Annotated in this window: 9 protein-coding genes and 1 pseudogene; 6 read left to right on the forward strand and 4 right to left on the reverse strand. The window is 49.7% G+C overall.

The window, feature by feature from the left end; translation table 11 throughout:
- The first annotated feature begins 63 nt into the window (after positions 1 to 63).
- On the forward strand, positions 64 to 612 hold the full coding sequence (locus ACVLVH_RS00660) for a TetR/AcrR family transcriptional regulator (protein ID WP_222213997.1): 549 nt from the start codon (positions 64 to 66) through the stop codon (positions 610 to 612).
- Between the two features lie 274 nt (positions 613 to 886).
- On the forward strand, positions 887 to 1,789 hold the full coding sequence (locus tag ACVLVH_RS00665) for a pyridoxal-phosphate dependent enzyme (protein WP_498948352.1): 903 nt from the start codon (positions 887 to 889) through the stop codon (positions 1,787 to 1,789).
- Between the two features lie 174 nt (positions 1,790 to 1,963).
- Here ACVLVH_RS00665 and ACVLVH_RS00670 read toward each other — a convergent pair whose 3' ends face one another.
- A complete protein-coding gene (locus ACVLVH_RS00670; protein WP_312463761.1) occupies positions 1,964 to 2,578 on the reverse strand; it encodes a TetR/AcrR family transcriptional regulator in 615 nt (204 codons plus the stop codon).
- 54 nt (positions 2,579 to 2,632) lie between these two features.
- On the opposite strand from ACVLVH_RS00670, the gene ACVLVH_RS00675 reads away from it, so the two are divergent.
- Entirely contained in the window at positions 2,633 to 3,529 is an 897-nt protein-coding gene (locus tag ACVLVH_RS00675) for a DMT family transporter (protein ID WP_312463762.1), read from the forward strand.
- Positions 3,530 to 3,577: 48 nt separating this feature from the next.
- Here the strand turns inward: ACVLVH_RS00675 and ACVLVH_RS00680 are convergent.
- Positions 3,578 to 4,242 (reverse strand): annotated as a pseudogene (locus ACVLVH_RS00680) (tyrosine-type recombinase/integrase).
- 144 nt (positions 4,243 to 4,386) lie between these two features.
- Between ACVLVH_RS00680 and ACVLVH_RS00685 the strand changes: the two are divergent.
- Positions 4,387 to 4,788, forward strand: coding sequence for a VOC family protein (locus ACVLVH_RS00685; protein ID WP_176973798.1), 402 nt, complete (start codon positions 4,387 to 4,389; stop codon positions 4,786 to 4,788).
- Between the two features lie 489 nt (positions 4,789 to 5,277).
- Here ACVLVH_RS00685 and ACVLVH_RS00690 read toward each other — a convergent pair whose 3' ends face one another.
- Complete coding sequence (locus tag ACVLVH_RS00690; RefSeq protein ID WP_225614495.1) at positions 5,278 to 5,577, reverse strand: DUF6678 family protein; 300 nt, start codon at positions 5,575 to 5,577, stop codon at positions 5,278 to 5,280.
- A 553-nt stretch (positions 5,578 to 6,130) separates the two neighbouring features.
- Here ACVLVH_RS00690 and ACVLVH_RS00695 point away from each other — a divergent pair.
- Both ACVLVH_RS00695 and ACVLVH_RS00700 read left to right on the forward strand, forming a co-directional pair.
- Positions 6,131 to 7,384 (forward strand): sensor domain-containing diguanylate cyclase, encoded by a 1,254-nt coding sequence (locus tag ACVLVH_RS00695; RefSeq protein WP_280173236.1) that lies wholly within the window; start codon positions 6,131 to 6,133, stop codon positions 7,382 to 7,384.
- A 549-nt stretch (positions 7,385 to 7,933) separates the two neighbouring features.
- The gene (locus ACVLVH_RS00700; RefSeq protein ID WP_498948354.1) at positions 7,934 to 9,478 is read left to right on the forward strand and encodes a methyl-accepting chemotaxis protein; all 1,545 of its coding nucleotides are present in this window, start codon (positions 7,934 to 7,936) and stop codon (positions 9,476 to 9,478) included.
- Between the two features lie 359 nt (positions 9,479 to 9,837).
- Here the strand turns inward: ACVLVH_RS00700 and ACVLVH_RS00705 are convergent, their stop codons facing one another.
- Entirely contained in the window at positions 9,838 to 12,954 is a 3,117-nt protein-coding gene (locus tag ACVLVH_RS00705; RefSeq protein ID WP_498948356.1) for a multidrug efflux RND transporter permease subunit, read from the reverse strand.

Below are 12,954 nucleotides of genomic sequence, written 5' to 3' on the forward strand. Positions count from 1 at the left end.
TCGTTTGATTACGGTCATCATCAATGTATACTTAAACTCAACTTTTAAGAGGGGCTGGAAAGCATGAAAGTGTCGAAAGAGCAGGTTCGGGAAAACCGGACACGCATTGTTGAAACGGCCTCAGAACTCTTTCGCGAACGCGGTTACGATGGCGTGGGCGTGGCGGAACTGATGTCAGCGGCAGGCTTAACCCATGGCGGGTTTTACAAGCACTTTGGTTCAAAGGCAGACCTGATGGCGGAAGCGATGAGCTGCGGATTTACGCGTACTGCAGAAAGCACGGCAGGTGTGGACCGGGAAAAATTTATTGCATACTACCTCTCCCGACAACATCGCGATGATATGGGAAAAGGGTGCGTGATGTCAGCACTGGGCACCGATACATCCCGTCAGTCTGAATCAATTAAGGCGACATTTGCCGCTGGAATTGAACGCCAACTCGCCGTTTTAGGAACTGAAAATGGCACGCGCGCTGACCTGATAGATACCATCGCCCATCTTGTGGGTGCACTGGTGTTGTCTCGTGCCTGCCCAGATAATTCCGCTCTGGCTGATGAAATTCTGGATGTCTGCCGTGCGCGTCTTGTTAATCATGAAGCCAGTGAGGATTGAATGTGTTGGGCTAAGGGGACTTGTTTTCAGCAGTGCATATAAATAAATCACCAACGTCCGCTTCTGGCACAGAGCGGACATGCTCTCGTGGCAAGGTCTGATGTGAGCGAGAAGCGGACGAACCATTACTTTCTTTGTTAGGACGTAACTGTAACCAGTACTTTCGTTAGAAGTTGTATCCATTCCTTTACGCTCGTACCCCTTATGATAAATCTGTCTCTTAGACTGAAACGCTCCCGTTTATCAGGATAAAGAAATCATAAGGAACACACTCATGGGAATAAGTATCCGGACTCCTCTTATACATTCACTGCCTTTAAGTCAGCATTGCGAATGCCATGTCTGGCTTAAAATGGAATCTTCCCAGCCGACGGGCTCGTTCAAGCTCAGGAGCGCGGAGAATATTTGTCGTCACTACGCGGAAAGGGGCGCAACAGCCTTCATCAGTTCATCTGGCGGCAATGCAGGCATAGCGGTGGCACATTGCGGCCGCAAACTGGGGTTGCCGGTCACTGTCGTGGTGCCAGAAAGCACGTCTGCCAAGGCAAAAGAGCTTATCGAGCAGGAAGGCGCGAGGCTTATTGTGCACGGGAAGGTATGGAGTGAGGCGAACGACTACGCCCTGTCACTGGCGACAGATGACATCATCTGTGTGCATCCCTTTGATCATCCACTTTTGTGGGAGGGCATCAGCACAATCGTGGATGAGGTCATCAGCGAAGGGGTAAAGCCTGATGCGGTGATCCTTTCCATTGGTGGCGGAAGCATGCTGTCCGGCATCGCTCAGGGGCTGGAGAAACATCAGCTTGGCCATATTCCGCTTTACGCCGTGGAAACCCACGGCACGGCCTCTCTTCACGCCTCGCTTAATGCCGGTAAGCTGGTGCGTCTTGATAAGGTCAGCGGCATAGCCACGACGCTGGCCGCAAGTCAGGTGTGCGAAAATGTTTTCAATGTGGCCAGACGGCTGGATGTCAGAAGTATGCTGGTTTCCGACCAGGAAGCGTTGCAAGCCTGCCGGCGCTTTCTCGATGACCATCGAGTACTTACTGAGCCGGCATGCGGCGTGTCACTCTCACTCTTGTACGACCGTAAAATCAGGTTTAACGCTGCTGATAACGTACTGGTCATTGTTTGCGGCGGAGCATCGGTCACGCTGGAAGGGATAGCGGGCTGAGAGAAAAGCAAATTGATTCTGCCAGGGTTTATGCACAAAAAGGTTTTGCGAATTGTCGGTTAGCTAACCTTTAAAGTAAATTGAGTCCGCTTTGGCACAACGCAAACAGGCTCGCGAGTCAAAGCCCGCTATGAGCGAGAAGCGGACTCTTTTGCTTTGGATTACATCATCTTCTTAGCATGGTTTAAAATCACAACCAGTGGCGGGTTCTGCAAAAAGAATGTCTGGTAAAGTCTGCGTCAGAAAGTCATAAGGATTCGTGCTCCCTTCTATGCGTATACGTACCATAACTCCTTCATAACTATGAATGAGCAGCTTTGCCGCGCTTTCCGGCGACATCACCGGCGATAAAGTCTGAGCATGCTGAGCGTCATTAAATACGTTTATCAGATCGCGCTCCCAGCAGGAAAAAAACGACAGCAGTTTTTGCCGAATTTTTTCACTGTTTACCGAACTTGTCTGTCCAATAATACCCGCCAGGCAGCCTGTTGCTTCAGGATCTCGCTCAATATATTCCCTATGCCCGTTAAGCCAGCTCATCAGGCGCATGCGGGGAATCATGGCACTGCCCAGCAACGTATCTGTCCGGAGCTGAGCAAAAGTCTCGATATAGGCGTCGAGCGTGGCACAGGCAAATTCTTCTTTACTCGGAAAGAGATTATAAAAAGACCCTTTAGGCATTCCTGCCTCACTCAGAATCGTCGTGATCCCCCCGCCTTCGTAACCCTCCCTCATGAAAACTCGTATACCAGCTTGCAAAAGACGTTTGCGCGTGTCACTTTTCGCCATAATAATTAGACCATTCTACTTTTTTTATAAGACTAACATAGGCAGGGATAAAAGATGCCACTTATTAAGACCGTGAGCAGGCACACTCTGGGGCTGATTATGGTGTGCCTTTCTGCCCTCCTGTGGAGTTCAGCGGGATTTTTCGTGAGAATGATCGATATGAACACATGGGCTATGGTCGCATGGCGCTCACTGTTTGCTTTCCTGTCGCTGATTCTTTTGCTTGCGTGGGGCGGGTATCTACGCCGCTTTTCATTCCGTAATGATGTGGGCTTAAAAGGTCTGATAACTGCTGCCGTAATGGCAATTTCTATGTTCTGCTACGTAGCGGCACTGAAACTCACCAGCGTCGCAGGCGTGATGACCGTCTATGCCACAATTCCTTTTTTTGCTATGGGGTTGGGCTGGCTGATACAGAGTAAAGAAATTACGAAACGCGCGCTTATCTCCGCAGCAGTTAGCCTCGTCGGCGTTGTAGTTATGGCTGCCTCCGCATCAGGTACGGGCGATACGGCAGGTAACGCTTTGGCTCTTATAATGACTGCCGGGTTTGCCGCCAGCATAGTTATGTCCGGAAAGTGGCCGGAAATGAACCTGCCTGCAGTCACAGCTCTGGCTTGCGCCCTCTGCGGAGCGTTCAGCGTTGCGATGATGCCACAGGGTCTCCCTGTTCCAGGTATGCATGACATCTTATGGTTAATTGCTTTTGCGATGTCCACACAGAGTATCAGCTATCTATTGTTCATGGCAGGAAGCCGGCATCTTGACCCTGCAGAGGCCAGTTTGATTGCACAAGCTGACATCGTATTGGGGCCGATGTGGGTTTGGGTGTTCTTCAGTGAATTGCCAGCCAATAATACGTTGTTGGGTGGAGCAATAACCTTTGTTGCAGTCACGGGTTACCTTGCAGGTGAGTATTACCTGAAAAGAAATTCAGCACGGAAAAACTGAACGCTTTCGTTGTGTATGGATATACCTGATCGTTTTCAAATCATTCGCTTACAACGTCCGCTTCTGGCACAGGGCTGCTGTTGCAGCCCTGACATGTTCGACTTCAATCGATTCAGATATCTCCAGGGCATCATCGACTTCAATGCCAAGATACGAACTGTGCTTTCGAGTTTTTTATGGCCCAACAGTAGCTGGATTACCCTCAGATTTTTTGTTTTCTTGTAGATTAGATAAGGTTTAGTTCTGCGCATAGAATGCGTGCTGTAAAGCGAATCGTCGAGACCGAGCTTATCAATCCATCCGTGAAAAATAGGGTTATATTGCCGGGTTGAGATGTGACATTCTGAGCTGACGCGGGACTGGAATAGATAGCCGCCACTTCGCAGGTGAGCCATTTTGATCCAAGCCGTTACTGCCTCCTTGGTTCCTTATGTCAGTTCAAACTGAACAGAACTCCCCGTTTTTTTCTGGAGCAAAGCCGCTCTGCCCGAAACTGAGTGCCCATAGACTACATCAGAAACCTTCAGCTTCACCAAATCACAGCCGCGAAGTTTACCGTCCAGAGCCATGTTAAACAGAGCTAAGTCGCGTACTTTGCCTTCGAGCTCAAGTCGGATACGAATTCCCCAAATATGAGATATCTGAAGAGGTCGTTTCTGGCCAATGATACGGCTTTTGTTCCAGGGGGGGACGTTGTCATGTTCAATCTCCATTGTGATAGGAGATTTGATTGTGGATGTCCCATATGAGCGAAAAGCAGACTTCAGTGCTTTGGACAAACCCATAATGCAACTAAGGATCATTTGTGTTAAAAAAATGTTTCTTGGTAGTTATGTCTGAAACCTAATGGAACAGAAATGAGAACGCAGAAGCGATGCATGGGATATGTGGCCATAGTCGTTGATGACTATGATCGGGCAATTGAGTATTACACGGAAACGCTGGGGTTTACTCTCGTTGAAGATACACCTCAGCCGGGTAAACGTTGGGTCGTAGTCACACCTAACCCGGAAAGCGATTGCAATCTTCTACTGGCACGCGCTTCAAATGAGAGGCAGGAAGATTTTATAGGCAATCAATGTGGTGGAAGGGTATTCCTTTTTCTGCAAACTGATGACTTTTGGCGCGACTACAACTCCATGAAATTAAAAGGCGTTACATTCTCCCAAGAGCCTCGCGAAGAGGAGTACGGAACAGTAGTTGTATTTGAGGACCTGTACGGCAACCGCTGGGATCTTTACCAGAACAAGCAAAATTAAAACTCCCTAACGGTTGAGTCATTACGACGTTTCCGCCCCCAAATTAATGTCCGCTTTTCGCTCATAGCGGACATGGGCCTGCACAACGTCCGTTATGAGCGAATAGCGGACATTGCCAGAAGCATTTTATGAGAATTATCAGGGAGCAGGTCGATCTTGGGATATTATGTTAAGCAACATATTAGTGAAAATCTAAACAGGATGTCATTCCAGTGAATGTAAACAGTTGCCAGACCTGCGGCCAACCGATGAGCAAAACACCAGAAACTATGAATTTTGACTGTGGTGGCGATTGTTTATATTGCATGGCTCGCTATGGTGATCCAGACGCAATTGAGGCCATTGAGAGACTTACTGGCAAAAAAGTTAATGTCTGGGGAAGTTTATATAGTTCAAGTGAGGCTAAGGGACGGTCATGAGCGAAAAGCGGAAGCCAATTCGATACTACGATCAAAGTTATCCTGCTGGACGTTTAACGATTTTGTCCAGCTAAAGATAATTCACATTACTGAATGAATCTGCGTACCCAAAAATTCTATAACCGGTTGCAGTCTCCATTCCAGGTAGATGAATAGTCCGAAGAATAGCGCCAACTGAAGCATGCTGATCAGCTGAATTTGTTATCACATCAAGATAGTAGATGTCTAAATAGCCGCCCTCGCTGAAATGATAAAACCACTCGCCATCAACTGCAGTTTCATAGCCATTGATATAAGTGATTTTCCATATAGGAGGCGATTTCATACTGACCATTGCCAGCCTGATCTCATTCCATTTTGTGTTATTCATGCAGCTATAGCGCATTCAATTAACCTCCTAAGAGCAGCTTCGTAGAAGTTAGCACACCTTGCTTTTAACAACGTCCGCTATTGGCACAAAGCCGACATGCGCACTGCACGATCCACTTTAACCACGAAGCAGGTCATGTGTTTACAGCTCGGAGAGCGATGAGAAGAAAGCAAAGTATGATGACTCAATACTCACCTATAATTGCCCGACTGAAGACGGAGCGGTGAATATTGCCCAGGCATTTTCAGTCGCGCCCACGCGTATGGCATGAGCATCAGATGTCGCTGGATAATACCTGCTCGATAAAAAGCACGAAGCGAAACGCCGTGTCGAGGTCGGCGATGTTTAATGCGGGGCACTAAAGATCCTGAACTCATCAGCCGATAAAGAGAGATCAGCTTTTGCAGCCCTAAGATGCCTGATAACAGGCTCTGGCAGTGCTGCGATGGAAAGCATGACGTTATCATTATCAGGCACTTTTTCAGCACCTGATGGGTTTTAGCAGCAGAAATAAATGTGTTCAGCATCATCGGCAAACAACGGAATCACCAGCATGAATATCGCGATCAAACCCACACTTTCTGCCGTTTGGTCGACGGATGCACGGGGCATTTGCATTGCCAGCCAGGAAAGCCCTGAAGGCTTATTGCCCCTACTTAAAGGCATAACGCTTTGTGAGTGGCTTAGCCTTGCGCTGGTAGAGGAAGATGCAAAAATCGCGATGCAGCTGACAGCGGCATTAGAGTTTAAGACGCCATTTAATATAGAGGTGCCGATCAAGTGTCTGGATGGAACGATGCGCCATGTGATTGTTTCAGGTCTGCCGGCATGCCAACCAGGTGATTCTCATACACAGTTTAGCGGCTTCGTTTTAGATGTTACCGGACAGCGCAAAGCCCTTCAGGACGCGCTGCGCACGGCGACAGAATATCGTTTGTTGATTGAAAACAGTACTGATCTGATCGCCCACTGTGATGCGGATGGTCGGTACGTTTCGATCTCTCCTTCGTATAGCGAAATGATAGGCTGGTCAGCCGATGAAATAGTGGGCCAGCTGGTGGTGGACTTCCTGCATATCGACGATCAAAAGCCTGCTGCGGCAGTTCTGGCAAATATCTTCAACGGTGCTGAGTTACCAGACGTCGTCGAGGTGCGTAAAAGGCATCGTAACGGTCACTACATTACACTTGGCACTAAGGCCTGCGGCGTAAGCGATCCCTCTACAGGTAAAAATATCGGAGCAGTGCTGGTTTCGCGTGACATCACCCGTGATAAAGAAAAGATGTTGATGCTTGAGCTGCTCGCGACCCGCGACACCTTAACCGGACTGCCAAACCGAGCCTGGATCAACGACAAAGTGCAATCCATGCTTACGCACGTAGAAGATCCTGCGTATACGACTGTCCTGTTTATCGATCTGAATGGATTCAAAGCAGTTAACGATTCGATGGGGCACGCAATAGGGGATATGTTGCTGCAGCAGGTAAGCGAACGGCTACAAAGTTGCATGCGCCAGGGCGACTCGTTAGCACGTCAGGGAGGAGACGAGTTTGTCGTGGCAGCAAAGTGCAGTAGTCATGATGCTGCAGCCGCTATTGCACTGCGCCTCATAGACGGCCTGAAGGGTCCTTTTGCTATCAATGGCGTAGAAGTAAAGATCGGCGCATCGATTGGCATCAGCCTGGCACGATTTGGGACAAAAACGGTAAATACGTTATTTGAAAATGCCGATACAGCGATGTATCAGGCTAAAGCACGACGTGATGGGTCATATCAATTTTTCCAACCTGATACGCTGCCAATGTGAGATTAAGCCAGCCCGTTTCACATGCTCTCTCCGGCGCTCAACTTCTTTTCCATTTAGCATGATCTTCAAGTATGTGATGAAGTTGGCCAGAGGAGGGCATGCCGGTCGCCGTTACCACGGTGAGGACAAAATAGGACAGACTTTCAGTATGATTATGGCGTTTTCTGGTATTACAGGAAGCTGTCGTTTCCTTTTCAATCCAATCTGAGTAATGGTAAGAGCGTAACATAAGTTAAATTTTCTCGAAGTAAGCGTGTTTTTAAAACACGCTTCGTTTTTAAAATAATGTAACTAAAAAAATATAAAATATTTTCCCTAAAATAAAGGTTAATTTAAATTGAGTTATTTACGGGGTTAAATTAATCCAAAGCATTTAAAAATGCCAAATTTAACTTAAGTAATCCGTGATAACTCAAGCAGTTCTTATATTTTCCGTGCGTGATGAATTTGAGTGAAGCCCTTATTAATTTGTCGCGCAGGCAGGGTTAATTTCACTGTCTATAATTCCTCTTCTTCGGCAAAGCATCTTGAACTTTAAGAGAATTATAAATGAAAATATCTACACGTCTGGCTGCGGGTTTCAGTCTGCTCATTATTCTTTTCGTATTGTGCACGGGGATTGCTCTGAACGCATTATGGCAGGCGCGGGATGGGATGGAAGATACGGTCAATAACAAGATGAAGCGCTTTACGCTGGTTCAGGATATGCGGGGAATTGCTCGAGATATGGCCATTGCCGTGCGCAACCTGGCTTTACTGAGCGATCCCGTAGAAATGCAGCCTGAATGGCAAAGATTAATCTCGCAGCAGAAAAATTATATTGAGAAGCGCCGTGAGCTGGTAGATAGCATGAGGTTCAATGTTTCCTCTCACGGGAAGGAGGCTCTTGAAAAAGTCGTTGCCTCTGAGAGCGCCGCGATGGAGACGTTAATGATCGCAGGGCAGATGGGACTCGATAACCGTCAGCAGGAAGCAACGGTTTACCTCATGAAAACGGCGCGACCGGCGCAGCAGGCATTAATGGGATCGCTGGATGCGCTAACAAACATCGAAATGACACTCAGCAAGGATACGATGGCTGAGAACAGTGCATCCACGACACGCACAGCGTTTATTTTATTAATAATGGCGGCGCTTTCAGTGATTATTTCTGTGGTGACCGGTTATTTAATCGTACGTGTACTGATGCGTCAGCTAGGCGGCGAGCCCGGCCAGGCACAGGCACTTGCGGCAGCCATCGCCGCGGGGAATCTGACAACCTCAATAACCTTGCGCCGTAACGATAAGCACAGCCTACTGGCATCGTTAGATCGTATGCAGGAGAGTCTACGTGGACTGGTATCACAAATTAAAGACTCGGCTGGATCCGTTGCTCTAGCCGCGGATGAGATATCAAAAGGCAACACTGAACTTTCATCCCGTACTGAACAGCAGGCCGCTGCGCTTCAGGAAACGGCCGCGAGTATGGAGCAACTCACGGCAACGGTGAAAAGTAATACTGCAGGTGCACAGCAGACGGCACAAGTTGCACGTGGGACAGCAGAGCTGGCGCGAGCTGGCGAGGCGGATGTGCAGAAAATGTCGGATACGATGAACGAGATTTCTCTCAGCGCGACAAAAGTGAGGGATATTACTTCCGTCATTGAAAGCATTGCCTTCCAGACCAATATTCTTGCACTCAATGCCGCCGTTGAAGCTGCTCGCGCCGGTGAAGAAGGAAGGGGATTTGCCGTGGTTGCCGGTGAAGTCAGAACGTTAGCACAACGAAGTGCGACTGCTGCACGGGATATCAAACAACTCATTGAGCAGGCCGTAGGGCAGGTGGAAAGTGGTGTGAACGTGGCGACTGGAACCGGGCAGAGCATCATGAAAATCGTCAGCATGGTAGGTGAACTCGCGGATGCGATGGACGAGATATCTCTGGCTTCTTCCGAACAAATGCAGGGAATTTCACAGGTCAGCATCGCCGTCAGCCAAATGGATGGCGTAACACAGAACAATGCTGCATTGGTTGAAGAGTCCTCCTCTGCGTCGCAAGAGCTTTCTGCTCAGGCACATGCTTTACGAGGCATGGTTGAAGCGTTCCAGGTTTAATATTTTCATTCACATTGGGCTCTTATTTAATCTGGGCCCCGCATTGTTTGATTTCTTTCGTTCGACTCCGTGTGAAAACAGCCTCAGGCAAGCTTACTCTGTGGCTCTTCCTGTTAAGGATGGGTCGCTGAGATGGCGCTAAATACCTCGTCAGTGACGATGGCCGGGTATTACCGCAATATGAACTGCTCAGTTAACAATAAACACGATGCCAACAATGTCCGCTCCTGCCAAAGGGGACGCTGTGCATGACAGCGTCCCCTATGAGCGAAAAGTGGGTCTTCGCGTTTAAAGCAGGGTTTATTAACATTGTCGATGAATGGCAATGCAATCAACTCAGGATTGCCTGGGCTTAGCATTCAGCCTTTATTTACCCTTTTCAGCAAGCCGCTAAGCTTTTGCACAGCCGATGTGATAATCACAAAAAATACGGGCACAAAGAAGATGGCCAGCAGCGTACCGCTAAGCATCCCGCCGAACACGCCTGTGCCAATCGCATTCTGGGTGCTCTTACTGGCACCGTTTGCCATCATCAGGGGAACCACACCAAGAGTAAAAGCCAGTGACGTCATGATAATTGGCCGCAGGCGTAGTCGGGCTGCTTGCTTGGTTGCCTCAAGCAGCGGTTCACCCTGCGCATAAAGTTGTCGCGCAAACTCTACAATGAGGATGGCGTTTTTGGTTGAAAGTCCGATTAGTGTGATCATACCGACCTTGAAAAAAACATCGTTAGACATACCTGCGAGAAATACTGCCAGTAGAGCGCCAGCCATACCCAGCGGAACGACAAGTATTACTGAAAGCGGTACTGACCAGCTCTCATACAGCGCGGCAAGCACCAGGAAAACAACAAGAACGGATAAGGCGATCAGCAGCGGCATTTGAGCCGCTGAGCTACGTTCCTGCAGCGAGGTGCCAGTCCACTCGGCGTAATAGCCTGCTGGAAGAGAAGCGGCAAGTCGGTCCATTTCAGCCATCGCTGCCCCGCTGGAGTAGCCAGCAGCGGCGCTGCCAGTGATTTTAATCGCCGGATAGCCCTGATAACGACTGAGCTGCTGCGGCGACTGGGTCCAGTCCGTCGAGATAAAGGCCGACAGCGGCACCATCTCACCCGAGGCATTCCTGACGTAAAGCTTAAGTAAATCTGCCAGTTGCATACGGTAACGGGAGTCCGCCTGCACAATAACCTGTTGTACTCGCCCGTTATCTACGTAGTCATTGACGTAGTTTGAGCCAATCGCGACTGACAGCATCTGATTAATGTCGTCAAAGCTGACGCCCATTGCCTGCGCTTTTTCTCTGTCTACCTCAAGAGTGGCACTTACACCCGCAGGTAAACCCTCAATGTAGACATCACTGACCACGCCACTGTTATTGGCTTTCTCCGTTAGCTCTGAGGCTGTCTGCAACAATGCTGCAAAACCGCGGCCGGCACGATCTTCGAGGTAGAGATCAAAACCCGATGAAGTCCCCATATCAGAAATCGCGGGCGGCATCAGGCTCATTACCGTGGCGGCGGGATCGTCATTCATCTTCGTCTGGACAAATTTTGCTTCACCATCAGCGGTTGCGCCTTGCCGTTCGCCCCATTCTTTCAGGGTGGTAAAGGCCATCGCGGTGTTCGGACCGGATCCGGAAAAACCAAAGCCAAAGATGGAGATATTACTGGCAATGCCGGGCCTTTCCATGATCGTTTTTTCAAGCCGATCAACCACATGACGGGTTCTTTCTTGTGTGGCATCTGACGGCAACTGGATCGACGTCATAAAGTAGCCCTGATCGTCTTCAGGGATAAAGGATGAAGGCAGCGCCAGATAGGCAGCAAAAATCACCGCACTCAGCATGGCATAAATCAGCATGACGCGGCCGCCACGGCGTAGCGTGGCGTGCAATGCCCGCTCATAGCTTGTCGTTAGGGCACTGAAGCGGCGGTTAAACACGCCTGCAAAGCCTTTCTTTTCTTCGCCGTGCTGCGCAATCGGCTTCAGCAGGGAAGCACACAGTGCAGGGGTCATCGTCAGCGCAAGAAAAGCCGAGACCAAAATGGAAACAGCCATCGAAAGTGTGAACTGCCGATAGATGACGCCAACCGAGCCGGTGGCGAATCCCATGGGAATAAACACGGCGGTAAGCACCAGCGTAATACCGATAATCGCTGGCGTAATCTCGCGCATCGACTCACGTGTTGCTTCTTTTGGCGACAGGCCTTTTTCAACCATCAGGCGCTCAACGCTCTCCACTACCAAAATCGCATCGTCAACAATGATGCCGATAGCCAGCACCATGCCAAACATGGTCAGCACATTAATGGAAAATCCGCTCATCAGCATTACGGTAAAAGTGCCGAGCAGCGCCACCGGCGCGACAATTGCCGGAATAAAGGTATAGCGCAGATTCTGCAGAAATAGCAGCATCACCAGGAATACCAGCACCATGGCTTCAATAAAAGTGTGGATGACTTTCTCAATCGACAGCTTCACAAACGGCGCGGTATCAAACGGCACCGAGAACGTCATGCCCTGCGGCAGCACCGTTGAGAGTTCATTTAGCCGAGAACGCACGCCCTCCGCCGTGCTGACGGCATTGGCACCCGGCATCAGCTGGATCGCTGCGGCAGTAGCCGGATGGCCGTTTTCACGAATCGCGTACGCGTAGCTCTGTAGACCCTGTTCCACGCGCGCCACGTCAGCCAGCCGGACGCGCGAACCGTTACTTAGCGCCTTAAGCGTAATGTTGCGGAACTCTTCCTCAGAACTAAGCTGCCCGCGTACGTTAAGCGGGTAGGTCACCGCTTGTCCGGGCTGCGCCGGTTCATCGCCGATTCTGCCCGGCGAGACCTGGGCGTTCTGCTGGCTTAGCGCGGTGGTAACGTCGCTGACCGAGAGCTTATAGTTAAATAGTTTGACCGGGTCCAGCCATACGCGCATTGCTTTCTCAGCGCCGAACAGCTGTACTTTGCCAACGCCTGGCACGCGACGTAGTTCCTCAGAAACGTTACGCGCAAAATAGTCGCTTAGGTCCTGTTCGCTGAATCGACCCGAGGGCGAGCGCAACCCGACGATCATCAGAAATCCCGCGTTTGCCGCCTCCACGTTCAGACCGTTCTGACGTACGGTCAGCGGCAGCCGGGATTCAACCACCTTGATTTTGTTCTGCACATCAACCTGAGCGAGCTTGATGTCCGTTCCGGGTTTAAAAGTCACTGTAATGCTGGCAGTGCCTGACGTATCACTTGAAGACTCGAAGTAAAGGATGTCGTCAACGCTGGAGATTTCTCTCTCGATCAACGAAATGACCGACTCATTCATCGTTGCTGGCGTGGCGCCGGGATAGGTCACCGTAATGCTGACGCTCGGAGGAGCCACAGCGGGGTACTGCGCCACGGGCAACCGCGGAATGGCAATTATGCCTGCCAGTACAATAAACAGGGCGATAACCCATGCAAAAACAGGCCTTTCAATAAAAAATTGCGGCAT

The sequence above is a fragment of the Kluyvera sp. 1366 genome (assembly GCF_054823405.1).

Coding starts and splice junctions, on each gene's coding strand:
- ACVLVH_RS00665 (WP_498948352.1), top strand. CDS start 887: ATGGGAATAAGTATCCGGACTCCTCTTATACATTCACTGCCTTTAAGT.
- ACVLVH_RS00690 (WP_225614495.1), bottom strand. CDS start 5,577: ATGAATAACACAAAATGGAATGAGATCAGGCTGGCAATGGTCAGTATG.
- ACVLVH_RS00675 (WP_312463762.1), top strand. CDS start 2,633: ATGCCACTTATTAAGACCGTGAGCAGGCACACTCTGGGGCTGATTATG.
- ACVLVH_RS00695 (WP_280173236.1), top strand. CDS start 6,131: ATGAATATCGCGATCAAACCCACACTTTCTGCCGTTTGGTCGACGGAT.
- ACVLVH_RS00660 (WP_222213997.1), top strand. CDS start 64: ATGAAAGTGTCGAAAGAGCAGGTTCGGGAAAACCGGACACGCATTGTT.
- ACVLVH_RS00670 (WP_312463761.1), bottom strand. CDS start 2,578: ATGGCGAAAAGTGACACGCGCAAACGTCTTTTGCAAGCTGGTATACGA.
- ACVLVH_RS00685 (WP_176973798.1), top strand. CDS start 4,387: ATGAGAACGCAGAAGCGATGCATGGGATATGTGGCCATAGTCGTTGAT.
- ACVLVH_RS00705 (WP_498948356.1), bottom strand. CDS start 12,954: ATGCCGCAATTTTTTATTGAAAGGCCTGTTTTTGCATGGGTTATCGCC.
- ACVLVH_RS00700 (WP_498948354.1), top strand. CDS start 7,934: ATGAAAATATCTACACGTCTGGCTGCGGGTTTCAGTCTGCTCATTATT.